Genomic DNA, 26,788 nt, shown 5'->3' on the forward strand with positions numbered 1-26,788 from the left:
TAACTACTAAAAGAACGAATATAAATGTAACTTCGTATGAAATTTCTTAAAATAAATATAAAATAGTAAAGGACTTATCGTTTTAGAGCAAAATGATCTGTAATAGTCCTACCGTCGGCAAGTTCAACTAAGAACCAATAATCATCTGATGGCATAAGGTTATCGTTATAGGTGCCATCCCAACTCGGTTTGGATGCAGAAAGAACCTCCAAGAGCTTACCATGTCTATTGAAAATTTTTAAAATCGAGCCTTGGAAAGCATCAGAAGCCAATCCATTAATTAACCACACATCGTGATTTCCATCTCCGTTAGGAGTAAAGTATTTTGGAAAGCCCAGAACTATAACTTCTTCTTCAGTTATGGCACATCCATTTAGATCTCTAATGTAAATTGTATGTGTCCCTGAAGTCACATTTAAAAAAGTGTTGGATTCTTGGAAAGGCCCATTAGGATTATTTAAAGCGTATTCGTACTCTCCAGATCCACTAACCTGTACTTCAATACTGTTGTTATCCGAGGCATCAGTAATATTAATGGACTCTACCACTGCAGAACTTGAAGGTAATACAGTAATTGTTCTAGAGTTTGTACAGCCATCGACTTCAGTGACATCAACTGTATAGGTTCCAGGGGTATTGACTTCTATTTGTATTGTGGTCACCCCAGTTGACCAATTGTAGTAATAATTATTAGGTATATCATCTACAATTCCACCAGATAGACGTATCGTTTGAGGAAATTCGTTGAGACAATAATAGACCGTTTTGTTGTCCAAAAGATTTGGCAAAGGTCTTACAATAAGTTCTACTTCATTAATACCAATACAATTAAATCCATCATTTATTCTAACAAAAATGGTTTGATTATAAGGGTTTGTATTCGAATAATTAGCCGGCAATTCATTCACGTCTAATTGAGCATCATTCAATGTTTCAAAATATGAAGTTTCATAATCTGAGGATACCCCTTGTAAAACCTGACTGTCAACTTCCGACAAATCAAATGTTGCTATTCCATCTTCGAGCTCATCATCACAAATTTCCAATACCGCTACATTTCCTTCAGAGCTATTCACCCTTAATGTTACCTCAGCCGAATTCATACAACCTGTTTGGGTGTTTTCAACTCTAGCATAGACAATTTGATTATTAAATTGATTGGTATAATTTGTAGTATCAATTTCTGAAGTGAGGGAAGCATCCAAAAAATAAGTAACACTTCTATTATCCATAATACCTGCGGTAATGGCATCATCATAATTGCTTAAATTAAAAGTGGAAATACCATCGCCCATAATGTTATCATCACATTGTATAACGGTAATGTCCTCTGCATCAGGAAGTGGATTAATAGTAATAGTCACTGGATATCTCACATTATAGCCCTCTGAACAAAATTCTTGGTAAGGATTTAACCAAAATGTAGTAGTACTGTCTAGTGATGTCTCAAAATCAAAGCCTGAGTATATAGCGGTAGTAGATGTTTCGGATTCATACCAAAACACTTCATCTGTTGTAGATGCTATAGAAATAGTAATATTATTGCCTCCACAAAACGAAAACTCTTCACTGACAAGTCTTGGCATTCTTACGATACTATTCGCAGAAATATTTAACTCTGGCTCATTACCTAAACCCCCAAATTCCACAATATAGCCTTTAGGGTAATACGGGTTTGAAGGATCATTGGCATTAGAGGTTAAAGGCAAATCATTCCACGACCCATCGATACCTATTGAAGGGTCTGTGATATGAGCATAATCTTCGTCGCCTAAATTATTTGGTTCGCCTGTGTTCCAAAATGAAAATGCATTATTAATAGGAGTACCATTTACAGCACCTTGCCAAAAAGCAGTGCCTGCTTCTGGTCCCGTGACCCATTTCCAAAGACCTTCTTGTTCCTCATCCGTTGCACCAATCCAACCTGTACCAGAAGTTTGTTCTCCTGCAAACTGGGCTTCTTCCAAAGATGTTAATGTCGCTAAGTAGCCTTGGATACCAAAATACGTCTGGTTTTCTGCTGCCGTTCTCGCTGCTGACCAAGAAATACCAGGAGCCTCTTCAAAAATATAGTAATGCCCTGTACTTGGTAAATATTTACCGTCACTTAAATTAATGGAGAACTCTCTATCCTCTGTAAAAACCGTTTCAGTTGTCTGGAAGAAAACATTTTCAACAGCCGTTGCAAATTCCTCAAAAGTTGCAGGCCCTTTAAGATTTAGTTCACCTTCAGACGCACTCCATAATGCCGTAATATTTGGGTTAACCCCGCCTAAAGTCAAAAGGTCCTCACCTAATTGATAACCCCCAGAAATTTGAACAAATATCTCTGACAGGGACGAATCTTCTGGGTCAGGATCTGAAATACTCGCCGATGTTACAATCGGTATTGGTGCCATTGGGCAATAAAGCTGATTACCTGTAACACTTATCTCTGGTGGAAGGTTCTGTGCTATTCCAACAAGGGAAAACACAAATAAAAACAAAAATAATATTGAGTTTTTATTTTTCATAGCAGCATTAAAAATACTACTTTTTTCGCATGTAAACGCTTATCGGAACACCAGTAAAATCGAAATGATCACGTAATTGATTTTCTAAGTAACGCTTATACGGTTCTTTAACATACTGAGGTAAGTTACAAAAAAAGGCAAACTGCGGTTGAGGTGTTGGCAACTGCATGATGTATTTAATTTTTACAAACTTTCCTTTTAAAGCAGGCGGAGGATAATTTTCAATTATCGGCAGTAACGTATCATTTAAAACACTTGTCTTAATGCGCTTGGTTCTGTTTTTGTATACGTCAACAGCAGTTTCAATCGCTTTAAAAATACGCTGCTTATTAAGCACTGATATAAAGACTATTGGCACATCTGTAAATGGAGCAATTTCTTGTCTAATATGGTTCTCAAATTCTTTTGCAGTTTTGGTTTCTTTCTCCACCAAATCCCACTTATTCACTAGAATGACTATTCCTTTTCTATTACGTTCTGCGAGCCAAAATATATTTTGAACTTGTCCGTCAAATCCACGAGTAGCATCTAAAACCACCAAACACACATCGCAGTGTTCAATAGCTCTAACACTTCGCATTACAGAATAAAATTCTAAATCCTCCTTTACCTTGGACTTACGTCGAATACCTGCAGTATCCACTAAGTTAAACTCAAATCCAAAACGGTTGTATTTGGTATCAATAGAATCTCTTGTAGTACCTGCAATATCTGTAACAATGTAACGCTCTTCACCGATTAAAGCATTTATAAAAGATGATTTACCCGCATTTGGTCTTCCAACTACAGCAAACCTTGGCAGAATTTCTTCCTCTTCCTCCTCCTGCTCCGGTAAAGCTTCTACTAAAGCATCTAGCAAATCTCCGGTTCCACTACCGTTAATACTTGCAATAGTGAAGTAATCACCAAGACCTAAAGAGTAAAATTCAACTGCATCTTGAGCTCGTTTATTGTTATCCACCTTATTAACGGCTAGGAAAACAGGCTTCTCTACCTTACGTAATAGATTGGCAACATCTTCATCCATACCGGTAATCCCTGTTTCCACATCTACCATAAAAATAATGGCATCTGCTTCTTCAATGGCCAACTCCACCTGTTTATCAATTTCAGCTTCAAAAATATCATCACTCCCGACGACATATCCGCCAGTATCAATCAAAGAAAATTCCTTACCGTTCCAATCACTTTTTCCGTAATGGCGATCTCTGGTCACACCACTTACAGCATCAACGATAGCTTCCCTTCTTTTAATTAAACGATTAAAAAAAGTGGACTTACCTACGTTTGGACGGCCAACTATTGCTACTATATTTCCCATGTCTTAAGAATTAATCTGCATTTACATACCCTGTAAGCGGGTGCAAAGGTAGCTTTAAATTTACGATTTTTGATTAACGATTTGAGATTTTGGCTGTTGGCTAAATACTGAAGTTTAATTAAAATGCAAAACTTACACTTTGTACTTTATACTTAGTACTTTTTCACTTCTTATTATACCCAAAACGCCTAAGCTGCTTTTGGTTGCTACGCCAATTTTTATTGACCTTTACATACAGCTCTAAATGCACTTGCTTGCCAAAGAATTTTTCAAGGTCTTTACGGGCTTCTACTCCGACTCGCTTTAACGCCGAACCTTTATGCCCTATTAAAATCCCTTTTTGGGTTTCGCGCTCTACCATTATAACCGAACGCATTCTTATAATGTTATCTTCTTCAAAAAATTCTTCAGTATCTACTTCTACAGCGTAAGGAATCTCTTTCTTATAGTGCATTAAGATTTTTTCGCGTATCGCCTCATTCACAAAAAAACGTTCGGGCTTATCTGTCAATTGGTCTTTTGGATAAAATGCTGGTGATTCTGGCAATAACTCAATAATTCTATTGAAAACATTCTGTACATTAAATCCTTCTAAAGCTGAAATTGGGAAAAACTCTGCATTAGGCACTTTTTGCTGCCATAATTCTGCCTGCTCTTCAAGCTGTTCTTGATTAGAGGTATCAATCTTATTCAACAATAATAAAACCGGGATTTTAGAGTTCGTTATCTTATTGAAAAAAGCATCATCCTTTAATTCTTTTTCACCAATCTCAACCATATAAATCAGCACATCTGCATCCTCAAAAGCAGATTTCACAAAATCCATCATGGATTCTTGAAGTTGATAGGCTGGCTTAATAATTCCTGGTGTATCACTCAGAATCATTTGAAAATCTTCACCATTAACAATCCCCAAAATGCGATGTCTCGTGGTTTGAGCCTTTGAGGTAATAATAGACAGTTTTTCACCTATAAAAGCGTTCATTAATGTGGATTTCCCCACATTAGGATTTCCGATGATATTTACAAAACCTGCTTTATGACTCATATAATTATAACTCTTATGCCTGCAAAGTTACGACCTTGGTTTGTTTATTCCTCTATCGTACATCACAATACTTCCTGCAACGGATACATTTAAACTTAGTTGCGATTTAAATTTTATTAAAAAATGACTTTTTTCTATAGCTTCGTTAGATAGTCCATGGTCTTCTGCACCTAATAAATATAAACACCGTCGAGGGTGATGAAACGTTTCTAAATCTTCAGCCTCTTTAGTTAGCTCCACCCCAACTAGCCTTGCCCCTTTAGGAAGGTTATTAAAAAAGTCTTCAAACGAATCATAATGAAAATAAGGCATTGATTTTACGGCATTGTGTGTATCACATGCTTGTTTTGCATAACGATTACCTATGGTAAATATAAAGCTAGCTCCAAGGTTTTGTGTAGACCGCCAAAGCACCCCGAGATTTTCTGGTGTTTTACCATTTTGGATGCCTATACCAAAAAATTCATTTTTAAGGTTGTCATTCATACAATTGCAAAAATAAAACTATCTGACAAAATGTAGACCTTTACAGATTGGCATTTTTTTTGAAATTATAATAGATGATAGTTTAATTTAAAATTGTATAAAATGAAAAAAGTAATGCTCTTTTTGTTTGTAGCAATTTTAGCTACAAGCTGCAACGCACAAAACTCAAAAGACAAAAGTTCTAAAATTGAGATAGAAAAAAATAGTCTTAACGAACCCAAAGGAAGTTGGAAAGTCAACAAAGAAGTTGATAAAAATGGAAATATCATTCGTTATGATTCCATATATACTTGGTCATCTTCAAGAGATCTAAAAAGTATAGACGCAGATAGTATTTTTAATAAAATGCAAAACCGTTTCTCCATGTTTCAATCTCCAAGGATGTATGGTTTTACTGAACACGATTCCATCATGAAACAGTTCTTTTCGGATGACTTCTTTAAGGATAATTTCTTTTCTAGTGGTTCACCGTCAACTTTTCCAAATATGGATGATATGATAAAACGAATGGAAGCCATGCGAGAGCAGTTTTTTAATGATAATCATAGGTACATCATTCCACCAGAAGAGACTAAAAAGAAAGAAAAGAAGGCGAACACTATTGAAAAAAAACGTGCTTAGTAAAACAAAAGCCTCTTGATTTCTCAAGAGGCTTTCTTTGTAGCGGGAACTGGACTCGAACCAGTGACCTTCGGGTTATGAGCTTGAAACTTTCCCCCGTTTTTACGCTATTTTAATACTTTTACCTCAAAATCGTGTACGTAATCGTGTACTCTGATTAAGTGTCAAAAATAGGTGTTTTATGTCTGTATTCAGCACTTATCCTGATAAGAATTTATAAAAGGATTATATTCATTTTGTCTAAAATTTTGAAACTACACATTTCGACATATTCCTAAAAAATTAATTCCTGTTTCAACTCTTTCAGTTATTAATCAATAATTTCAAAATAAGTGTTTACAAAGATTACTAAATCTTAATGGTCTTGATTCGAATGGTCATCACTTTTTGTTTCACCAGATTGATTCATCATCATGTCGTGGTCGTATTTACAACACCCTGGTAAATCTTCATACGCTTCTTCATCACCTTCAACTTTTTCCGTATCGTAACCTGAAGCTGCAATTGCTTTGTGAATTGCCATAGCATCAGTTTTTGAATCATCAAAAGACACATCAATTTTCTTTTTATCGACATCCCAATTGACACTTGCAACTCCTTCTACACCGTTAGCTGCCTTTTCGATAGTGCTTTTACACATACCGCAATTCCCTCTTACACCAAAAGACAGATTTGTCATTGCCATATCTTTAGACATTTCAGTTGTTGTTGTTTCTGTTTCTTTTTTGGTTTCGTTTTTACAACTTGTGAAACCTAATACTGCTATTGCAGCTACACTCAAAATTACTTTCTTCATTTTTTTAAAATTTAATTGTTATGACTTGTTTTATTATTCTATGACTTGTTTTACTTCACCGCAGGTTAGCATGGCGTCACCAAAATATGGATTGATTACTTTTTCTTCTTTGCTCAACCAATACGCACCATTGTTATTATCTGCCATTGGACAGAATTGAACAAATAATTTATCGTCAACCTTATCAAAATTTTTAACCATAGCAATTAAATTGTCTGATATGATTTGAAATTGTTCACGTTGATGTTCAATACTAACGTTCTCATTTATGCCTTTAGATGTTTTATGTAGGATAGACCAATAATTATTAGCTTCCTCTCTATCAGTAGTTGGAATCGCTTCTAACGCCTCTCTAAATGCTTCGCTTTTATTAGATGCCAACACTAAATTTGACTGTGTTAAAGCGTCTTTAAGCTCAATGTAAACATCGATAACAGGCTGAAAAGATTTTTCTAATGTTGAGTTAAAATCGATCTTCATTGTTTCCATTTCCATTGTATGTCCTTCATGACCAGTCATTACTTTTCCACCGTCCTTATTCATCATAGACTTCTTGCCATTTAATTGTGCAGCTGCATCAACTGTAAATGTTCCGTTTGTTACAATTTCATTTCCATTAAAAACTCCATCTAAAACTTCATATTGATTGCCTATTTGATTACCTAATTTAACTTCACGCATTTCAAAAACGGGTTGGTCTGCATTTGTTTTTAGATACACCACAGAACGCTCACCTGTCCATAACACAGCAGATGCTGGAATTGTTAGAACTTCCATATTGTTAGTTGTACTACCTTCAATAGTTGCCGTCACAAACATGCCTGGTTTAAATACATCGTCCTTATTATTTAGCACCACACGCAAGGTTACTGTTCTTGTTTTGGTGTTTAAAACTGGGTCAATAAAATCGACTTTACCTTTGTATTCTTTGTTAGGATAGGCATTGCTTGTTATCATCACTTCCTGTCCTTTTTTAAAGCGGTCAATCTGATGTTCATACACATCAAAGTTTCCCCAAACTGTGTTGAGATTGGCGATTTTTAATAAAGGTTGACCTTGTTTGACGTAATCCCCTTGTTCTACTAGTTTTTCTGTTACTGTGCCTGAAACAGTTGCATATACAGGAAAATTTTCTTTTACTTTTCCAGTTTCTTCAATCTGATTGATTTGATTTTCAGAGAGCTTCCATAATTTTAATTTATTGCGAACCGCTTTATACAAAGCTGGTTGTGATTCTTTTAAAGATGCTGCTGTAATTAATTCTTGTTGTGCTGCATACAACTCAGGTGAATAAATAGTTGCTAGTAGCTGGCCTTTACGAACTTCTTCACCAGTAAAACTCACATTCAAACGTTCAATTCTACCAGAAAAATAACTGACCTGTACTGCATTGGCTTCTTCGTTTTCAGCAATCTTTCCAGATAGTTTTATGGTATTGCCATCAACATTGCCTTTACCTACAATAGTTGTTTGGATGTTGGCTAAAGCCATTGCATTTTCTGTTAGTTTGAATTGGTCTGCCATTAAGCCATCACTTCCGCTTTCCGCAGGAATTAAATCCATACCACAAATAGGACAATCGCCTGCTTCTGGCTGCATAATCTGTGGATGCATAGAACAGGTCCACATTTGATTGGTTTCTGCTTCAACACCTTGGTTTTGGCTTGTTTCTTTCTTTGATGAACCACCAAATAGCAACCAACCCAACAACAGGCCTGATACGAGCAAGCCTATGTATATGACTATTTTATTATTTTTCATTTTCTAACCGTTTTATCATTGCTTTCATTTCTTCAATTTCTTTGCGTTGTGCTTTTATGATATCTTCTGCTAATTGTTTAACCTCTGGGTCTTGAATATCTGCACGCTCACTTGTTAAAATAGCGATAGAATGATGCGGAATCATAGCTTTCATCCAAAGTACATCTCCAATAATTGGTGCTTGCGTTCTTACCAACCCTAAAGCACCCACAAATAGTATAAAACTACCTGCAAGTATGGCAATATTTTTCTTTTTATCATTGTACATTTTCCGCATAAAAAACCACATAATAACAGCCATTGTAGCAATACCCAAACACGTCATATAGAATCGTGTTAAGCTAAACCATACATGGTCGATTGCATACGTGTTTAAATACATTGTGATGTACATTGCTACAAATGAGCAAGCCAACATTATAAAGAAGGTTTTATAATTTCCCTTGTTTGAGTGTTCTTTTGAACTTTCCATACTTGTTGATTTTTAGTTATTTATTTCTCTTCTTTTTTAATAGTTTTCTAATTGACGGTGATGATGTGTACCAAAGTAAAAAACCACTTAAAACGGTTATCAACCCTAAAAATGAAAAGGCTCTTAAAACTAACGTATTAAAGTTATCTCTACCTTCATAATCCATGGTATGTGTCATCCATAAAAAATCAAACCATCTCCAAGAACGATGTCTTACGGTTTGAAATTTACCGTCCTTTACGGAAACGTATGCTTTTAGAGCCTCGTCGGTTGTATAGGATATAACATAAGCAGGTAGCAGTTTTTCTCGATACTCGTGATGTTTCCCGGTTTCAGTAATCTGCTCAACAGATTCTACCTCTAAACCACTTTTCATATGGTTTTTGGCGATGTAAAGTGCTTCATCCTCCGTAATACTATTTTTAGGACTTCCATCGATAGCACTAAAAAGTTGCTTATTGTTTACCCAATAGTAAGGGATATTGCCAATATCTCTCAACTCAATAGTATTGACCCCTTCTGGAGAATTAAGTTGTGAAGGACTTATTAGACTATTAAACGCTTTTGGTTGATAGTTGAGTTTCTTAAAGTGGTCTCCGTGAATTTCATCAATATTCGTCCAACTGAAATACAAACCACTAATCGTCCAAAACAGGAATTGAATCCCTAAAAAAAGACCTAAATACCTATGCGTTTTTCTAATTTTTAAAGCTGTATGCCTGTTTACCATTTTCTAATTTTTTATTGTAAAAGGAAACTCGATTTTAACTTTTTCCCAAGCCATTGAAATAGTGCCGCTTTCATCATCTATTTTATTGACCTTATATTCTAAATGTTCTACGGATTCCTCTAAGGTTATTGGTTTCACCTTAAACCTTATAACATCATCTTTTTCAGCATATTCATCTTTACCATGTTGATCCCAATTTTTATTAATCATTACAGTCCACTCATCTTTAGAAGGAATGGTAAAAAATCCATACTTCCCCGCAGGAAGCGCTTTGCCATCTATAACTAAATCTTTATTAGTCTCTAACCAAGTCGCCATATGCGCTCCTGCTTGCCATACTTGGTCATAACCAACCAAACCACCAAAGATGATTCTATCCCTTACTCCTGGTGATGAATAATCAATATGAATATGAGCGTCACCTATCATAGCCATGGTTTCGGTATGCGGACTTAATGGTTTTTTCTTTGGTTCTTCAACTTTTTCGGTTTCAGCACTATGATTGTGTTTTTGCTCTTCTGAACTTGATTTTTCGTTTTTACAACTTACGATTGTAAGCACTAACACAATTAATAGGATTGGATTTTTCATTAGTTTTATATTTATAGTTATACGTTAGTTGTTCTTAATCGTAGTGCATTTCCAATAACAGAAACAGAACTAAAACTCATAGCTAAAGCTGCTATCATTGGTGAGAGTAATATTCCGAAGAATGGAAACAAAACACCTGCTGCAATAGGCACACCTAAAGTGTTATAGATAAGTGCAAAAAACAGATTTTGCTTAATGTTTTTCATTACTGAATCGCTTAAATTTCTTGCTTTTACAATGCCGTTTAAATCGCCTTTTACTAAGGTTATCATTGCACTTTCAATGGCTACATCTGTCCCTGTTCCCATAGCAATCCCAACATCGCTTTTAGCCAATGCTGGTGCATCATTAATACCATCACCTGCCATAGCAACTACTTTTCCATTTTCTTGTAATTTTTCTACTTCTTTGAGTTTGTCCTCTGGTAGCATACTGGCTTTAAAATCTGCCAGATTCAATTCTGATGCGACTGCTTGTGCGGTATCATGATTATCTCCTGTAAGCATTATCACATCAATGCCTTTTTCTTGAAGTGCTTTAATAGCTTTGGCACTGGTTTCTTTTATCTTATCTCCAATAACCACATAGCCAACAACGTTTTCATCTATTGCTAAATAAGACACTGTTTTACCTTGTTTTTGATAGGTTTTTGCTTCCTCTTTCATTGTAGAGGTAATTTTTGCTTTGGCATATTCCATCATTTTAGGATTACCCAATGCTACTTTTTTGCCATCAATTTTTGCTTCAACACCTTTTCCAGTAACAGCACTAAAATCTTCTGACTTTAATATTTCTGCATTCTGCTCTTTTCCATACTTAACGGTAGCTTCTGCCAAAGGGTGCTCACTATTCGTATTTAATGATACGATGTATTGTAACACCTCTTTTTCGCTTAAACCATCATTAAAAGTACCTATGGATTCAACTGTTGGTTTTCCTTCAGTAATTGTTCCTGTTTTGTCAACTATCAATGTATCTACCTTATCCATTTTTTCAAGAGCTTCGGCATTTTTTATCAACACACCATTTTGAGCACCTTTACCCACACCAACCATTACAGACATTGGCGTTGCTAACCCTAAAGCACAGGGACACGCTATAATTAAAACGGCAATAGCATTAACTAATGCATAGACATAAGCAGGTTCTGGTCCCCAAATAGACCATACTATAAATGTGATGACCGAAATGATTACTACGACTGGCACAAAATAACCCGAAACTTTATCGGCTAAATTTTGAATAGGTGCACGACTTCTACTGGCATCATTCACCATATGAATAATCTGTGATAATAAAGTGTCACTTCCAACCTTTTCGGCTTTCATTAAAAAGGATTGATTCCCATTGATGGTACCGCTACTTACTTTATCATCTACAGCTTTGTTTACTGGAATAGGCTCACCTGTAATCATCGATTCATCAATACTGGTGTTACCTTCCGTAATGACACCATCTACAGGAATTTTATCACCTGGTTTTACTTTTAGAATATCGTTGAGTTCTATCTCGTCAATACTGACTTCAACTTCCTCGCCATCTACAATTTTTATAGCTTTATTGGGTGCTAATTTCAACAGTTCTTTTACTGCCGAATTGGTTTTACTATGAGCACGAGCTTCTAACAATTGACCTAAAAGCACTAACGTTAGAATTACCGTTGCAGCTTCAAAATAGACGTGTACCGCACCTGATTCAGTTTTAAATTGATCAGGAAATGCATCTGGAAATAGCATCCCAATCACGCTAAACAACCACGCTACACCTGCACCAATGCCTATAAGTGTAAACATATTGAGATTCCACGTTTTGATGCTTTTGTAAGCACGTTCAAAGAACATCCAAGTAGCATAAAACAGGACAGGAATGGATAATGCAAATTGAATCCAATTCCAATTTTTCTGTTCCATTATATCATACAATGGATTGTTATTAAGCATTTCACTCATTGCTATTAAGAAAATTGGTAAGGTGAATGCTGTGGCAATCCAAAACTTCCTTAATAGTTTTTTATACGTTTTTTCTTCTGCTGAACTATCTGCTTCCATTGGTACTAAATCCATCCCACAAATTGGACACGAACCTGCTTCGTCTTTCACAATTTCTGGATGCATCGGACACGTCCATTGCTCTTTTGAAGTTGCTGATAGATTTTGCTCTTCGACCAAATCCATTCCGCAAACAGGGCAATCGCCTAGTTTGTCATAGGTTTTATCGCCTTCGCAATGCATAGGACAATAAAATGTCCCTGTGCCTTTACCTTTGGGTTGCTCTTTCTTTTTATCTTCTGAATGCTTATGGTGTTCTCCTTGTTTATGAATATTGTATCTGTCACCATCCTTTTTTAAGGCTTCTTGAAATGTTTCTATGGGAATATGTGATTCCATTTCGATTGTAACTTCTGCCTTTTCCAAATCAACTGTTGCTTTTGAAACTCCTTCTACTTTAGAGAGCGTTTCTTCAACGTGGCTGCGACAACCGTTGCAAGTCATTCCGTGTATGTGATATGTATGTTTCATTGTTTTGGTAACTTTAAAGTTATTGTTTGATTTAATAACAAATCATCAATATGACCCGCAATAACATTATCATCTGTTTTAAAATGCATATGCATATTAGTAGTATGATGAGTGAAAACTGCTTTATGCTTTGTGGAATAGAAACCTATAATTTGAACTTTTTTATTAGCTAAAGTTCCATTTAAACCAGATTCCTTATGCTTTTTATGGTTGTGGATAGTATCACCATCTTTCCAATTTATAACGTGCCAATCTAAAGAAGCTACTGTTCCTTCTAATAAGAAAGGAAATGGTTTTTCTGTGTTGATTCCACTATTTGTAGCTATTTCAAAAATCTGTTCTTCTAAATCACTTTTTGTTTTACTATTTTCAACTTGAAAAGAATCCCATTCTTCGACTTGAGCATACACTAATAATGGCGCTTTTAAACTATAAGAGTCTTTAATCTGCAAACGACTATCAACCACAAAGCTGTTACTCGGTTTACTATCAAATATTTGTATTTCACCTTTGAGATTATCAACAGCACCAAGGGCATATAGATGCTTTTCTGAAAGTGTATCTAAACTAATAACGTGTTGAATGTTACCAGACATTATAGTTCTTAAAGCACCCGAATGTTTTACTACTACCGAAGTATTTTTTTCGCCTTTATCTCGACAAGACGTAAAGGCGATTGCCGAAAATATAAATAGAGTTATATATGTTGATTTATTCATCGTCTAATTGGTTAAATAGTTAATTATTGAGGTCTGCACATAATAGGTCATTACTGATTCTATTTGGTTCATTTGAAACTTTAGTTGCAGTTCTTGAATGTCTAAAACATCATTAAAATCAATCGTTACTGTTTCATAGCTTTTTATTAAAATGTCTTCTGCATCTTTCGCTTGCTTTAGGTTTTTGGTTTGTGTAACATAGCTTATTCTTGCCGATATACGTTCGTTAATCGCCTTGTCTAAAAGTGTTTCCAAAGAATTTAAACGCTCTTGTTTTTGGGCAGTAATTTCCTGTTGTTGCAACTCATTTTGTTTGCTTTGAGATTTATATTTGGTATTGAATATTGGGATAGATACTGAAACCATTGGCATAACAATATCCTTTCCGTTGTCACTAAAATCCATATTTGGTCTTTCAGTAACATTGATGTAGTCTAAACCAAAACCAATCATGGGATTACTTTCTTTTTGGTTTAGTAATTCTGATTGCTCTATAGATTGATAGATTTTATCATATTTCAGCAATTCAGGATGTAGTGCCAAATTTTCAGTAGTAATTTCAAAGTCTTCTGAAGGTATCATTAAACTATCTACCACATTGACCGTAACATCATTTCCTCTGTTCAAGAGGTTATTGAATTTGGTTTGTTCTGCTAAAAATTGTTGTTGCAATACGTCTTTTAATTGTTGTATTTCGTTTTGACGCATTTGTAAACGCAATACATCTACTGCTGAGGCTTTACCTACTTCGACAGATGTTAGAGCTAATGTCTCATAGGTAGTTAGTAATTTGATGTTTTCTACTAACACTGCTTGCTTGGCTTTGTTTGCGTATAAAATGTAATACGATTGTGAAACCGAAGCCATTAACTTTCGCTTTGCGATAACGATGTCTTCGTATTTAGCATCTGCCAAAGAACTCACGTAATTTTCTCTCGATGTTATGGTTCCGAACCAAGGCAACATTTGTTTTGCCGATACTTTTAAGCGCTGTGCACCTGTGCGTGTTTCTGGTTCACTAACAAAATAACCAACTCCAAATTCTGTATTTGGTATGGTATTGACTTCGTTCACTTTTTCAGCAGCTCTCTCATATTGCAATTCAAATTTTTGAATCTCTGGATTGTTTTCTAAAGCCTCATTGATTAATGTTTCTAATTGCTGTGCATTACCTTTGAGAACAAAGAATAAAGAACAAAGAACAAAGACTGTTTGTGTGTGTGATTTTATGTGTTTCATTTTGTTGTTCTTTTTAGTTGAACTTCTGCTTTCCAGCTATATAATACTGGTACGACAAATAAGGTTATTAGAGCAATAAGCATTCCGCCAAAACTTGGGATTGCCATTGGTATCATTATATCACTTCCTCGTCCTGTGGATGTTAGTATTGGCAATAATGCTAATATGGTGGTAGCCGTAGTCATTAAACAGGGTCTGATACGCTTTTCGCCTGCTTCAACAACTGATGCTCTAATTTCCTTTTTATTATCTGGTGTATTTCTATCGAATGTTTGGGTTAAATAAGTTGCCATTACCACACCATCATCGGTTGCAATCCCAAAGAGTGCAATAAAACCAACCCATACAGCAACACTCAAATTTATTGGGTGCATTTGGAATAAGTCGCGCAGATTTTCACCAAAGAAATTGAAGTTTAAAAACCATCCTTGACCGTAAAGCCATATCATTATAAAGCCCCCTGCAAAGGCAACTGCAATTCCCGTAAATACCATTAATGATGTGCTTACGGAACGGAACTGAAAATACAGGATCAGAAAAATGATGGCTAAGGCCAATGGCACAACAACCGATAAGGTTTTTTCTGCTCGTAACTGATTTTCGTATGTTCCTGTAAATGCATAGTTGATTCCTTTAGGAACAGCTAATTCTCCAGAAGCTATCTTTTCTTGTATTAATGCTTGGGCGTTTTCAACAACACTGACTTCTGCAAAACCATCTAATTTATCGAACAACACATAGCCAACTAAAAAGGTGTCTTCACTTTTAATGACTTGTGGACCTTGTTCATATCTAATAGTTGCCAATTCACTCAAAGGCACAGGGCTTCCGTTACCAACAGGTACATAAATCTGTTGTAAGTCTGTGGGATTTGCACGTAATTCTCTTGGATAGCGAACACGAACTCCATAACGTTCTCTGCCTTCAACCGTTTGGGTTAACACCATTCCACCAACTGCGACTTTCAATACATTTTGAACCTCTTCTATAGTTACTCCGTAACGTGCTATTTTCTCTCTATCAATATCAATGAGCAGATAAGGCTTACCAACAATACGGTCTGCAAAAACAGCTTCTTTCTTCACGCCTTCAGCTTCCTTGATAATGTTTTCTAATTGCATTCCAAATGCCTCAATTTGCTTTAAATCTTGACCTTTCACTTTGATTCCCATTGGTGCACGCATTCCTGTCTGTAGCATCACCAATCGTGTTTCAATGGGTTGTAGTTTTGGTGCAGAGGTTACGCCTGGTAATTTGGTAACTCTTACAATTTCATTCCAAATATCGTCTGGTGATTGTATTTCTGGTCGCCAATTACGGTAGAACTCGCCATCATCGTCTGGAATGAGCTGTTCTTTTGCATTAAGAGATTGCCACGCTTCACGTTGTTCCGCTCGCAATGACATTCCGTTTTTTAATACATATTCACCATCATCATTCACTTTATAGCGTTGGCGCTCACCGTTGTCATTTAGCATATATTCTGGCTTGTACTGAATGACATTTTCATACATTGATAAAGGTGCTGGGTCTAACGCTGATTCTGTTCTACCTGCTTTACCAACTACGGTTTCAATTTCTGGAATACTGGCTACAGCCATATCCAATTGCTGTAAAACACGTTTGTTTTCTTCCACACCAGAATGGGGCATAGAGGTTGGCATGAGTAAAAAGGAACCTTCATTTAAGGATGGCATAAACTCTTTTCCTGTATTCTTCATGATGAAAAACCCAGCTATTAAAAGCGTTGTTGGGACTGACAAAAAGAATAATTTATTATCTAAACACCACCTTAAAATACGTGTGTAGTATTTGATGAATAAAGAGAAAACACCTAATAAGCCAAAGCAAATAATACTTACAAAAATGAGATTCCAGAAAATGCTTTTATCTACACCTAATGGTCTCCAATATTCGGCTAACAAGAATATGATTGCTGATGCCGAAATAATAATATTAATAAGGTTAGCCTGCTTATCTGTTATCTTATTTTGAATATTAAAAAGTGCTGTAATTCCGAAAGCTATCAATACCAATCCTAACAAATACCCATAGACTATTGCAGTTATTCCCAATACTATTAAAAAGCCATTTATAACATATTTGAAATTGGTCTTAATGCTTTTCTTTCCGAATAAAAATGCAGCAAACGGTGGAATTAAAAATAACGCTACAATAATGGACGCTGTTAGTGCAAAAGTCTTTGTAAATGCTAAGGGTCTAAATAGCTTTCCTTCTGCTCCAATCATCGTAAATACAGGAATAAAACTAATAATGGTAGTCATAACTGCCGTTACTATTGCACCAGAAACTTCGGCTGTGGCGTTGTACACCACCTGATTAATTGGTAACTTTTCACTTTTCGCTTTTCGCTTTTCACTTTCCTCGTCTAAATGCCGAATGATGTTTTCTGATAGTATAACACCCACATCGACCATGGTACCAATAGCAATAGCAATACCTGATAAGGCGACAATATTAGCATCGACACCAAAGAGTTTCATGGCTATAAACACCATTAAAACAGCAACTGGTAATAGTCCAGAAATTAGTATGGAAGCTCGAAGATTAAACACCATAATGATGATGACCAGAATGGTAATGAGAATTTCTAATGTCAATGCTTCGTTGAGTGTGCCTAATGTTTCTTGAATCAATTCTGTTCTGTCATAAAAAGGGACTATGGTGACTTGTGATGTTCTGCCATCTGCTAACACTTTTGAAGGCAATCCTGCACTTAATTCGTTGATTTTATCCTTTACGTTATTGATGACTTCCATTGGGTTTGCACCATAACGTGCCACCACAACTGCACCAACAACTTCCGCTCCTTCTTTATCCAAAATACCACGTCGTGTCGCAGGACCTAAAGAGACTTTTCCAATGTCTTTTATTTTTATTGCTGTATAGTCTTCGGAAGTGACTACTGCATTTTCGATGTCTGAAATGGATTTTACATAACCCAAACCACGGACCAAGTATTCGGCTTGATTAATTTCTAAAGTCTGTGCTCCAATATCCTTGTTACTTTCCTTTATCGCTTTTACAACTTTGTCTAAACCAATGCTGTACTGACGCATCAATTCTGGATTGACATCCACTTGGTATTCCTGAACATAACCACCAATTGAAGCCACTTCCGAGACGCCACTCGCTGACGACAAGGCATATTTTACATAATAATCTTGAATACTTCGTAATTCATGTAAATCCCATCCACCAGTTACGTTTCCGTTTTCGTCACGCCCTTCTAAAGTGTACCAAAAGATTTGTCCTAATCCTGTAGCATCTGGACCCAAAGCAGGATTAATACCTTCGGGTAATAATCCACTTGGTAAGGAATTGAGTTTTTCGAGAATGCGACTTCTACTCCAGTAAAATTCGATGTCCTCTTCAAAAATGATATAGATGCTCGAAAAGCCAAACATAGAGGAACTACGAATGGTTTTTACTCCAGGAATACCGAGTAGCGACGTTGTAAGCGGATAGGTGATTTGGTCTTCTATATCTTGCGGTGAGCGACCATCCCATTTGGTGAAAACGATTTGTTGGTTTTCGCCAATATCTGGTATGGCATCTACAGCAACTGGATTACTTGGTAAGAAACCTGTATCCCAATTAAAAGGTGCGTTGACTGTTCCCCAACCGACAAAAAGGACAAGTAGCAGAACGGCGACGAGCTTATTTTCTATTAAAAATTTGATGCTTTTATTTAGCATTAGCTTTGATAATTAAACAATTAGACATTGGTGTTAGGAAAACACCGAAAACAGCAAATTATCCTTACGACAATTAGCCATAGGATAAAAAAGTCTATTGTTTAAAAATCAAATTAAATAGGTCTCGTCAATTTTGTAGATACGCCTTATAACGAGTGGCGGTTTATAGTCTTGGTAAGAAGATATATTTTTATCTGAATCTTCAAAAAGGTTAATATAGGTGTATACAAATGATGTAATAAATAGCTGTTGATCAAAGGTAATTTTGTCCACTTGTAGTTGTAGTTCGTCCTGACCTTCAATTGCTAATTGCTCATCAGCACAACAACTTTTTTTGGTAATTGAGCAACCTTTGGTAGACTGCTTTTCCATTTCCATTCCACAACCTTTAGCTTTCTGGAATATAGCTGTTTCTACTAAAGTACCTCCACAATAATGCATATTAACAGTAAAAGACATTGTAGAAAATAACACTACAAAAGCCATTGACAAAGACATTATTTTATGGAAAAACTGCTTCATATTAATAGCGAAGTTACGAAATTTTAACAAATGTTAGTTTTGTTTAACAGAAGATTAATTGATTAATCATTTTATCTCCAACTCATTCTCTGCAATCGAACGGCATTCAAAATGGCTAATAAAGCCACTCCAACATCTGCAAATACAGCTTCCCACATTGTTGCTAATCCACCTGCTCCTAAAATCAATACAATGACTTTAACTCCAAAAGCTAAAATGATATTCTGCCAAACGATTTTTCGTGTGGAACGACTTATTTTAATGGCTCTCACTACTTTTGAAGGTTGGTCTGTTTGAATGATGACATCTGCTGTTTCTATTGCGACATCACTACCTAAACCACCCATTGCAATACCAACGTTACTTGCTGCTAAAACAGGTGCGTCATTAATACCATCACCAATAAAAGCCACTTTGTTTTCAGGATTTTTCTTTAAAATTTCAACTTCATTTAATTTATCTTCTGGTAATAACCCACCTTTAGCATTTTTAATATTCAATTCTTTTGCGACTTGTTGAGTAATAGAATCTTTGTCACCAGAAAGCATCATAATATTTTTGATTCCTACTTTTTGTAAATTGACAATTGTTTCTTTGGCATCATCTTTTAATTCATCTGCAATGACCACATAACCAGCAAACTTGTTATCTATTGCAACTAATACAATAGATTCTACAATACTTTCTGTTTCAGTTGGTACATCAATATTATTAGCAATCATTAATGCTTTATTTCCTACTAATACTATTTTACCATTTACAATGCCTTTTAAGCCTTTACCTGCAATTTCAGAAACGTCATGTGCTTCATAGTCTTCTCCATTTTCTTTATATTCCATAATGGCTTTTGCTATTGGATGCGTGGATTGTTCTTCCATAGCCATTAGGTATTTCATAAATTCAAATTCTTCCAATCCTATAGTCTTAATATCCTTGATTTTAAAAACACCTTTGGTAACCGTTCCTGTTTTATCCATCACCAATGTATTTATCTTGGTCATTGCATCTAAAAATGAAGCACCTTTAAACAATATTCCATTTTTTGAAGCTGCTCCCAATCCACCGAAATAACCCAATGGAATAGAAATTACCAATGCACAAGGACAAGATATTACCAAGAAAATCAAGGCTCTGTACAACCAGTCTCTAAACATATAATCATCTACAAAAAAGTAAGGAATGAATGTTACACCTATCGCTAAAAACACCACTATTGGTGTATAGACACGAGCGAACTGTCTGATAAACAACTCCGTTTTAGATTTACGTGCTGTTGCATTTTGAACCAAGTCTAATATTCTTGCTATAGAACTATCTTCAAATTTATTGGTTACTTCAACTTCAATAACGCTCTCTAAATTAATACTACCTGCGTAAACTTTTGCTTCTTTCTGTATGGAATCGGGTTTACTCTCGCCTGTTAAAGCTGCGGTATTTAATGATGCTTTTTCAGATAATAAAACTCCATCCAATGGAATCTTTTCACCAACACGAATTTGAATTTTCTCTCCAATGTTTACATCTTCTGGCGAAACATTTTTATAATCATCATCACGAAATACATTGGCTTCTTTTGGTCTAACATCTAATAATGCTTTTATATTTCCTTTTGCTCTGTTGACTGCTGCATTTTGAAATAATTCACCTACAGCGTAGAACAACATTACTGCAACACCTTCTGGGTATTCACTAATGATAAATGCACCAATTGTGGCAATGGACATTAAAAAGAACTCTGTAAAAAAATCACCTTTTTTAATGCTTTCCCAACCTTCTTTTACCACAGGAAAACCAACAGGAATATAGGCTACTATGTACCAAAGAACACGAATCCAGCCAGAAAAATGAGGAAATGCTTCAAAATAATCTACAGCAATACCTACTATTAACATTACAAAACTAAAAATAGCTGGCAAGTAGGTTTTTAAATTTGAACCACTTTTAGGATTGCTATGATTATGACCATCATAGTGACTATGTTGGGTCTCTGAATCTGGTTTTAAATCTCTTAAATTAACTTTCTTTTTTTTCATTTACTGTTTGTTAATAAAATCAAATATGCTCCAAAATGGAGTGCAATGGAAGTGCATTTTTAGGTACTACACTTATCGCATATACCTTTCACAACCAAGTTTACATTTTCCGAAACAAAACCATTAGGTACTTTTATTTGAGGTATTTTGTAGTCGGTTAAACAAACAGTTTTATTGCAATTATTACAATGAAAATGTAAGTGTAAATCGGTTTTAATATCACAATTGCAACCTTGTTCGCACAGCGCATATTTGGTTATCCCTGTACCATCATCAATTTGGTGTACTATATCATTTTCCTCAAAAGTCTTAACAGTTCTGTATAAAGTAGTTCTATCTGCTTTTTCAAAAGCATTTTCAATATCGCTCAATGTTACTGCTACTTGTTTTTCAGCAAGAAATTTATATATAAGCAAACGCATTGCTGTTATGCGAATATCTTTTGACTCTAATAATTCTTCTATCGTCTCCATAATTAATCGTGGTCTTCGTTTCCAAAAGGTTTAATAATAAGTCCTACACTAAAAATAAAACCATCTGTAGGTGCATAAATCTCTGGAAAAACAGGATTTTCATGAGGTGGTAATACCAAAGGGGAAAATCTACTTTGTCTTCTATCTGTAAAGTTCTCAAAATTGACAAATACACTTCCTAATTTAAAGTTACGCATTACCAATAAACCCATAGTTACAAAGTCTGTTGTTTTCGTTCCATTGGATAAAAACTGTTTTCCTGTGTAAAACGTTTCATACCCTATGCGCCATTTATCAGATTCGTACATTAAAACACTACCCGCATTATGTCTTGCGGTCAATGGTTTTTGAGGGTTACCAGGCAAATAGTTTAGCTTTGTATCGATGTAGGCATAATTTAAGAACCATCTAAAATCCTTATACGTATACTTTATATTGGTTTCTGCTCCTCTACTGAAAATTTCATCGGTTGCATTTTCAAATTGGAATAATCCGTTATCTGTTGAATTTAAGAGTATTCCTTTATTTATTGCAGTCACATAGAATAATTGATTTACAGAAAAACCAATCTCATTTGATAAACGAGTTTGATAGTTCAAATCGAAATTAACACCATAAGAACGTTCTGCATCTACTGTTGATTTATCTATTGCGAGAACATTTTCAAAGTTAATATACTCAGCTTCTTCTGTAAAAATATCAGGAATCTTATATCCTAAACCTCCACCAATTCTACTTGAAAATCCACTATTGTTTTTATAGAGTAATGAAATTCTTGGAAGTGGAAAGAAACCGAAGTCAGAATTGTAATCTGCTCTTAATCCTATTTCTAAAATCCAATTTTCGGATATATCATAGATATTGTTTACAAATGCTCCAAGGGTTACATCTTTTTGGTCTCGCTGTGATAGTGCCTTATCATTTTCATCAAAATTTGAGGTATATAGATTAGCTCCAATTATCCAATCCGTATTTTCTGATACTTTGTTATATGTAAATTCAGTAAAAGTGTTTACTTGCTGACCATCAAAATTGTAATCTGGAACAATTAAATTCCTATCGAAAAAAGAGACACTGTTTTTAAATTCTAATGAACTAACAGAATCTAATTGTGTTTGATATACCAATTGACTGCTTAATCGTTTTGAGTTGTTTTCCTCTGTATATTGATGAATGCCATCTTCACCACTTTCGATTTTAGTTATATCACCACCAATCCTATCATCATAAGTCCCATTTAATCCAAACCAAATCGTAGTTTTCTCTGATGGATAATAAAACAATTTAGGGTTAAATGAAAAGGATGTTGTTTTAGGAAGGTTACTAAATCCGTCATCTTCTGGGTCGTATGCTTTTTGATAGTGCCCAGAACCGTAAAGCGAAAAACCAAATTTTTCGTTTCGTTTACTATAAAATATATTAGCTGTACTTCCTAACGCTTGGGTCTGTGTAAGCATAATATCTAATGCAGGTTCTTCGTCTGGTGTTTTAGAGACCATATTTATCAATCCTGCAATAGCACCGCCTCCATAAAGCGTTGATGAACTTCCTTTAATAATCTCAAACTGTTGTAAGTCTAAAGGCGGTATTTGTAAAATACTTAATCCACTTGAGAAACCTCCATATAATGGAAACCCGTCTCTTAAAAGTTGGGTGTATCTACCATCCAATCCTTGAATACGTATATTAGTACTACCACTACTTAAAGACGTTTGTTGCATCTGTATCCCTGTACTTTCACGAAGAACCATAGAAATATTAGTAGGGTTCATTATTGCTTTTTCGCTTAATTCCTCTGCGCCTATAAACTCGATACGTGTAGGTATTTTTCTGACGGTTCGTGTACTTCTTGTAGATTGCAGAACCACAGCATCTAATTGATTATCTGCTTCTTTTAGTTTAAATTTTAATTCTATATTACTTGGAATTTGAATTGTGGTTTGCAATGTTTCAAATCCTAAAAAGGAAATAATTATTTGGTGCTGACCGTCTGGTATTGCTGTAAATTCTGCAATACCATCAAAATTGGTTACAGCACCTTTTTCTAAGGCTTCAAAGTAAACTGTAGCACCCATTAAAGGCTCATTTTCAGCCTCTGTGACGACCTTTAATTGTATGTCGGATGTTTGTGCCTTTAGTGACAGGCAAAGTATTAGTATGAGCTTAATGCTCAATAAGTATTTGTCCATTGAATTATAATTGTAATTAACTAAATAATTGATTTAAAATCGTGTTGTTTTAGCTTATTACTTGCGGCGGTTGCCAAATATTGGAATGAAAATCAAATCTATATGTAGACTGATATGAAGATATTACTGCTGTAGAAATTTTACAAAAATCAATTAAATTAAAAGTTGCCAGTGGTTCATAAGTAATTGACATACCGCAACAATTGCAAATACAGGTGACAGGACAAGAGTCGTCACTATCTTCTTGATGATTGTGATTAATAGATACTTTGTCTTCATGCTCATCTTCTAAGTTTTGACCATCAGAACAAGGTTTTGCTGAAAGAATTAGTATAATTAAAGATAATATGACTGTTGTAAATTTCACAAATACAAATATATAAATTTAATGATGCAATGGTTGTGCAAAGGTTTGCTTCTAAAACAGTCATTAAATGGATAAATGAAACTGTTTATGAAAAATATTACAAATAATTACTTTAATGTCTTTACGGAGTCATTAAGATTCCAAAAAATCCCATAAATCACTTCCATCTTCTATTCCCTTTAATTCCAATAAGTGGTCACAACAAATTTCATAACCTTTTAAAGAAAGAGCTTTCGACACTTTTTCCCAATGAGGGTATTCAGATTTATCGGGAAAGGCTATTACCTTTCTACCCTTTAATGGCTTGAGCAACTTCTCTTTAAAATTAGTTTTAGACCCTGTCGCCATCCATTGATGGTGAGGCATAAAAATACTCATAATTATAGCAGTCTTTTCAGACTCAACAATGGCAATAGTCTTATAAGTATCGTCATGTAGATTATGAAGTCCGAACAAACATTGTTGTAATACAAATGTCTCACAATCATGTCCTACAATTGTGTTACAATCTTTAAATTCTGTATTACAATTTGTCTTACCTCTGTTTATCAGTCTTTTAGAAATTTTAAATTTCTTTTTTTTCATAACTGTATGTACCCAATTAATATGAGAGTAAGGCTTTTTAACTCTACTGCCTGTTGACGGATCGTACAACATAATCTTCCCAGCATGTACATTCATACACTCATCAACTTGCCAAAATATGTTTGCACCATCCCAATGGCTAGACGTCCCAATAAAATACAGGTCTATTGCTGCTTGTATGTCTACTGCACAAAAATGCTTTTTTAAAAAACTGATAAAGTTGTTATGTGTATTATATTTCTTACCACAAAGACTAAGAAGTTTAGTATCATGATATGTAGGTAAAATTGGTTTGTTGTTAATTGGCAGTTGTGCTATTGGCTGGTTCCCTTTAGGGCTTAGATGGTATCCACACTTGCTTTCCCTATCACATCTTCCACAGTTATCTTCTAAATATTGATTTGTTTGGTTGTCCACGTATTTAACAAATCTCTTTTTGAGACAGGCAGGACAAATGAATTTTTTACTTGATTTATCTAATGAATATCTATAATGCATAGTTGGTTGTTGATTTGGGGGTTATTAATTTAATTGGTATTCGTAATTCGTAATTAACAGTAATGGTTACGAATCTTACGAGTTACGAATCTTACGAATTGGGACGTTTTAAAAAGGGTTATTTTAAAAGAGTGTCGCGCAAATGCCTTAAAGCTTCTATGTCAGAGTATTCAGCTCTTATCTTTTTACCACCTTTTAAGCACTTAGCTTGTTGATCTTGCTTCAACATATCGTACAGGCGACTCTTCTCTTTATGAGAGAGAGCTTCGGCCACCTTATATACAGTTTCAGCAGTCAACAATTCCTTAACTATTCTTTTTAATTCTGTTCCTAACAGTACCCTCACTTATACCAAGTTGTTCAGCTATTTTGGTATTTGGTATATTCTGTTTTTTCAGCTCAAAAATTTGAGCATCCCTTGATTCCATATCTTTTTGCTCGATACGCCTTAAATGCTCAGATTCACATCCTATACCTATATATTCAAACAGCAAGAAATTAGAAGGTTGAGCAATACGACAAACCGCTACATTATTATCATGATATATCTTCTCTGTATTTCGTTGCTTAATCTGCTTCAGGTATCTAATATCAGGTTCTGAGGCACTTTCTCCAATAGCAAACGCACTATCACAAAAATTCATCAGCATCCTGCTCCCAGCCAAATCATTACCGGTTAATGGATTTGATGGGTTTCGTTTTGGTGTATGAGCTAATACTAAAATCGAAATTCCATACGTCGTTTTTAACTTTTTGAGATGACTCATAATAAGTGATGCATCTTTAGCCTTTTCATTATCACTATTTAAAAAGGTGATATTATCTATTATTAAGACTTTTACATCCGACTTCTCTATGATGGTTGAGAACGAATGATTTAAAAAATCCTCTATGGTCTTAAATTCTTTTGGAAGCTCTAAATCTGGATCAATCTCTGACCTTAAAAAATTATCATGGAATTGATAATGATGGGTATAATCAATGGAATATCGCTTTTCAAATTGTTTATCGGATAATTCAAAATCCAAATACGCAATTTTAAGTGGATCTACTTCAAGCTTAAATCCATCTATTGGTCGTCCACTACTTATACTATCTGCAATTTGAACTGCTAAAATTGACTTACCTACGTTTGTGTCTGCGAATAGTATACAGACTTCACCCTCAAACCAGAACTCACCAAATAACATTCTAGGTATTGGTCTTCTTTTAGCTTCATCAATCCAAGTATTTGCAGGTTTTACAATAAAACATCCTGCTTTATTGTTAAGTGAGTTGGATTGGGAAATTGCCTCATCAGATGAGGCAATTATTTCTTTAATTTTTGATTCTTTTTCTCTACTCATTTCTACAGGATTATAAATTCTAGTTTAACATTCTGTCTGATGTAGTCTGAAATGGAAGTGCGGTCTTCCTCTGCTCTAATTTTTAGAGTTTCATAATCGTACTGTGTGAATCTTACAGTAACTGATTTTGTTTTTTTGTGGTTACTCATGGTAAATTTGGTTTTGGTTAAAAAATAGTTGTCAATTTTAGATGTAGTTTTTAGTACATCCGTTACAACAACCCTCAAGTATAAATTTACG

The 26,788-nt window shown here is 35.0% G+C and carries 23 protein-coding genes; 1 reads left to right on the forward strand and 22 read right to left on the reverse strand.

The features are described 5' to 3' along the window. Window positions 1-74: 74 nt before the first annotated feature. From ACFEMA_RS08950 to ACFEMA_RS08965, 4 genes are all read right to left on the reverse strand, one after another. Window positions 75-2,513, reverse strand: a complete 2,439-nt coding sequence (locus ACFEMA_RS08950; RefSeq protein ID WP_411767802.1) for a T9SS type B sorting domain-containing protein — start codon at window positions 2,511-2,513, stop codon at window positions 75-77. Between the two features lie 16 nt (window positions 2,514-2,529). After that, window positions 2,530-3,834, reverse strand: a complete 1,305-nt coding sequence (gene der / locus ACFEMA_RS08955) for a ribosome biogenesis GTPase Der (protein ID WP_411767803.1) — start codon at window positions 3,832-3,834, stop codon at window positions 2,530-2,532. A gap of 163 nt (window positions 3,835-3,997) precedes the next feature. Beyond that, the gene (era, locus tag ACFEMA_RS08960) at window positions 3,998-4,882 is read right to left on the reverse strand and encodes a GTPase Era (RefSeq protein WP_411767804.1); all 885 of its coding nucleotides are present in this window, start codon (window positions 4,880-4,882) and stop codon (window positions 3,998-4,000) included. Window positions 4,883-4,909: 27 nt separating this feature from the next. Beyond that, a complete protein-coding gene (locus ACFEMA_RS08965; protein WP_411767805.1) occupies window positions 4,910-5,368 on the reverse strand; it encodes an RNA methyltransferase in 459 nt (152 codons plus the stop codon). A gap of 102 nt (window positions 5,369-5,470) precedes the next feature. Between ACFEMA_RS08965 and ACFEMA_RS08970 the strand changes: the two genes are divergently transcribed. Beyond that, window positions 5,471-5,989 carry a hypothetical protein gene (locus ACFEMA_RS08970; protein ID WP_411767806.1) on the forward strand — a complete coding sequence of 173 codons (519 nt, stop codon included), beginning with the start codon at window positions 5,471-5,473 and terminating at the stop codon, window positions 5,987-5,989. A gap of 355 nt (window positions 5,990-6,344) precedes the next feature. Here ACFEMA_RS08970 and ACFEMA_RS08975 read toward each other — a convergent pair whose 3' ends face one another. The 18 genes from ACFEMA_RS08975 to ACFEMA_RS09060 form a co-directional block, all read right to left on the reverse strand. Further along, window positions 6,345-6,785 (reverse strand): heavy-metal-associated domain-containing protein, encoded by a 441-nt coding sequence (locus ACFEMA_RS08975; protein ID WP_411767807.1) that lies wholly within the window; start codon window positions 6,783-6,785, stop codon window positions 6,345-6,347. A 33-nt stretch (window positions 6,786-6,818) separates the two neighbouring features. After that, the gene (locus ACFEMA_RS08980) at window positions 6,819-8,546 is read right to left on the reverse strand and encodes an efflux RND transporter periplasmic adaptor subunit (RefSeq protein ID WP_411767808.1); all 1,728 of its coding nucleotides are present in this window, start codon (window positions 8,544-8,546) and stop codon (window positions 6,819-6,821) included. Next, entirely contained in the window at window positions 8,536-9,018 is a 483-nt protein-coding gene (locus ACFEMA_RS08985; protein WP_411767809.1) for a DUF305 domain-containing protein, read from the reverse strand. The genes ACFEMA_RS08980 and ACFEMA_RS08985 overlap by 11 nt, the downstream gene beginning before the upstream one ends. Before the next feature lie 16 nt (window positions 9,019-9,034). Then, entirely contained in the window at window positions 9,035-9,748 is a 714-nt protein-coding gene (locus ACFEMA_RS08990; protein ID WP_411767810.1) for a PepSY domain-containing protein, read from the reverse strand. 3 nt (window positions 9,749-9,751) lie between these two features. Next, window positions 9,752-10,339, reverse strand: a complete 588-nt coding sequence (locus ACFEMA_RS08995) for a DUF2911 domain-containing protein (protein ID WP_411767811.1) — start codon at window positions 10,337-10,339, stop codon at window positions 9,752-9,754. Window positions 10,340-10,356: 17 nt separating this feature from the next. Beyond that, entirely contained in the window at window positions 10,357-12,858 is a 2,502-nt protein-coding gene (locus ACFEMA_RS09000; protein WP_411767812.1) for a heavy metal translocating P-type ATPase, read from the reverse strand. Continuing rightward, window positions 12,855-13,577 (reverse strand): acetolactate decarboxylase, encoded by a 723-nt coding sequence (locus ACFEMA_RS09005; protein ID WP_411767813.1) that lies wholly within the window; start codon window positions 13,575-13,577, stop codon window positions 12,855-12,857. Before ACFEMA_RS09005 ends, ACFEMA_RS09000 begins: the two co-directional genes overlap by 4 nt. A gap of 3 nt (window positions 13,578-13,580) precedes the next feature. Continuing rightward, window positions 13,581-14,816, reverse strand: coding sequence for a TolC family protein (locus ACFEMA_RS09010; RefSeq protein ID WP_411767814.1), 1,236 nt, complete (start codon window positions 14,814-14,816; stop codon window positions 13,581-13,583). Further along, the gene (locus ACFEMA_RS09015) at window positions 14,813-18,535 is read right to left on the reverse strand and encodes an efflux RND transporter permease subunit (protein WP_411767815.1); all 3,723 of its coding nucleotides are present in this window, start codon (window positions 18,533-18,535) and stop codon (window positions 14,813-14,815) included. The genes ACFEMA_RS09010 and ACFEMA_RS09015 overlap by 4 nt, the downstream gene beginning before the upstream one ends. Window positions 18,536-18,643: 108 nt before the next feature. After that, on the reverse strand, window positions 18,644-19,057 hold the full coding sequence (locus tag ACFEMA_RS09020) for an HYC_CC_PP family protein (protein WP_411767816.1): 414 nt from the start codon (window positions 19,055-19,057) through the stop codon (window positions 18,644-18,646). 71 nt (window positions 19,058-19,128) lie between these two features. Then, window positions 19,129-21,090, reverse strand: a complete 1,962-nt coding sequence (locus tag ACFEMA_RS09025) for a heavy metal translocating P-type ATPase (RefSeq protein WP_411767817.1) — start codon at window positions 21,088-21,090, stop codon at window positions 19,129-19,131. 59 nt (window positions 21,091-21,149) lie between these two features. Next, window positions 21,150-21,563, reverse strand: a complete 414-nt coding sequence (locus ACFEMA_RS09030) for a Fur family transcriptional regulator (RefSeq protein ID WP_411767818.1) — start codon at window positions 21,561-21,563, stop codon at window positions 21,150-21,152. 2 nt (window positions 21,564-21,565) lie between these two features. Then, complete coding sequence (locus ACFEMA_RS09035; protein ID WP_411767819.1) at window positions 21,566-23,752, reverse strand: TonB-dependent receptor; 2,187 nt, start codon at window positions 23,750-23,752, stop codon at window positions 21,566-21,568. Window positions 23,753-23,801: 49 nt separating this feature from the next. Beyond that, the gene (locus ACFEMA_RS09040; protein WP_411767820.1) at window positions 23,802-24,119 is read right to left on the reverse strand and encodes a DUF6660 family protein; all 318 of its coding nucleotides are present in this window, start codon (window positions 24,117-24,119) and stop codon (window positions 23,802-23,804) included. A 132-nt stretch (window positions 24,120-24,251) separates the two neighbouring features. Beyond that, on the reverse strand, window positions 24,252-25,202 hold the full coding sequence (locus tag ACFEMA_RS09045) for a DUF6371 domain-containing protein (RefSeq protein ID WP_411767821.1): 951 nt from the start codon (window positions 25,200-25,202) through the stop codon (window positions 24,252-24,254). Between the two features lie 118 nt (window positions 25,203-25,320). Next, window positions 25,321-25,548, reverse strand: a complete 228-nt coding sequence (locus tag ACFEMA_RS09050; protein WP_411767822.1) for a hypothetical protein — start codon at window positions 25,546-25,548, stop codon at window positions 25,321-25,323. Then, window positions 25,508-26,548, reverse strand: a complete 1,041-nt coding sequence (locus ACFEMA_RS09055) for an AAA family ATPase (protein ID WP_411767823.1) — start codon at window positions 26,546-26,548, stop codon at window positions 25,508-25,510. The genes ACFEMA_RS09050 and ACFEMA_RS09055 overlap by 41 nt, the downstream gene beginning before the upstream one ends. Before the next feature lie 2 nt (window positions 26,549-26,550). Then, window positions 26,551-26,697 (reverse strand): plasmid mobilization protein, encoded by a 147-nt coding sequence (locus ACFEMA_RS09060; RefSeq protein ID WP_411767824.1) that lies wholly within the window; start codon window positions 26,695-26,697, stop codon window positions 26,551-26,553. Window positions 26,698-26,788: the final 91 nt, after the last annotated feature.

The sequence above is a fragment of the Winogradskyella sp. A3E31 genome, from assembly GCF_046720935.1.
Classification (GTDB): Bacteria; Bacteroidota; Bacteroidia; order Flavobacteriales; family Flavobacteriaceae; genus Winogradskyella.

Bases quoted from the DNA above. Each gene is read 5' to 3' on its own strand.
- ACFEMA_RS08950 (WP_411767802.1), bottom strand. From the start codon at position 2,513: ATGAAAAATAAAAACTCAATATTATTTTTGTTTTTATTTGTGTTTTCC.
- der (WP_411767803.1), bottom strand. From the start codon at position 3,834: ATGGGAAATATAGTAGCAATAGTTGGCCGTCCAAACGTAGGTAAGTCC.
- era (WP_411767804.1), bottom strand. From the start codon at position 4,882: ATGAGTCATAAAGCAGGTTTTGTAAATATCATCGGAAATCCTAATGTG.
- ACFEMA_RS08965 (WP_411767805.1), bottom strand. From the start codon at position 5,368: ATGAATGACAACCTTAAAAATGAATTTTTTGGTATAGGCATCCAAAAT.
- ACFEMA_RS08970 (WP_411767806.1), top strand. From the start codon at position 5,471: ATGAAAAAAGTAATGCTCTTTTTGTTTGTAGCAATTTTAGCTACAAGC.
- ACFEMA_RS08975 (WP_411767807.1), bottom strand. From the start codon at position 6,785: ATGAAGAAAGTAATTTTGAGTGTAGCTGCAATAGCAGTATTAGGTTTC.
- ACFEMA_RS08980 (WP_411767808.1), bottom strand. From the start codon at position 8,546: ATGAAAAATAATAAAATAGTCATATACATAGGCTTGCTCGTATCAGGC.
- ACFEMA_RS08985 (WP_411767809.1), bottom strand. From the start codon at position 9,018: ATGGAAAGTTCAAAAGAACACTCAAACAAGGGAAATTATAAAACCTTC.
- ACFEMA_RS08990 (WP_411767810.1), bottom strand. From the start codon at position 9,748: ATGGTAAACAGGCATACAGCTTTAAAAATTAGAAAAACGCATAGGTAT.
- ACFEMA_RS08995 (WP_411767811.1), bottom strand. From the start codon at position 10,339: ATGAAAAATCCAATCCTATTAATTGTGTTAGTGCTTACAATCGTAAGT.
- ACFEMA_RS09000 (WP_411767812.1), bottom strand. From the start codon at position 12,858: ATGAAACATACATATCACATACACGGAATGACTTGCAACGGTTGTCGC.
- ACFEMA_RS09005 (WP_411767813.1), bottom strand. From the start codon at position 13,577: ATGAATAAATCAACATATATAACTCTATTTATATTTTCGGCAATCGCC.
- ACFEMA_RS09010 (WP_411767814.1), bottom strand. From the start codon at position 14,816: ATGAAACACATAAAATCACACACACAAACAGTCTTTGTTCTTTGTTCT.
- ACFEMA_RS09015 (WP_411767815.1), bottom strand. From the start codon at position 18,535: ATGCTAAATAAAAGCATCAAATTTTTAATAGAAAATAAGCTCGTCGCC.
- ACFEMA_RS09020 (WP_411767816.1), bottom strand. From the start codon at position 19,057: ATGAAGCAGTTTTTCCATAAAATAATGTCTTTGTCAATGGCTTTTGTA.
- ACFEMA_RS09025 (WP_411767817.1), bottom strand. From the start codon at position 21,090: ATGAAAAAAAAGAAAGTTAATTTAAGAGATTTAAAACCAGATTCAGAG.
- ACFEMA_RS09030 (WP_411767818.1), bottom strand. From the start codon at position 21,563: ATGGAGACGATAGAAGAATTATTAGAGTCAAAAGATATTCGCATAACA.
- ACFEMA_RS09035 (WP_411767819.1), bottom strand. From the start codon at position 23,752: ATGGACAAATACTTATTGAGCATTAAGCTCATACTAATACTTTGCCTG.
- ACFEMA_RS09045 (WP_411767821.1), bottom strand. From the start codon at position 25,202: ATGCATTATAGATATTCATTAGATAAATCAAGTAAAAAATTCATTTGT.
- ACFEMA_RS09055 (WP_411767823.1), bottom strand. From the start codon at position 26,548: ATGAGTAGAGAAAAAGAATCAAAAATTAAAGAAATAATTGCCTCATCT.
- ACFEMA_RS09060 (WP_411767824.1), bottom strand. From the start codon at position 26,697: ATGAGTAACCACAAAAAAACAAAATCAGTTACTGTAAGATTCACACAG.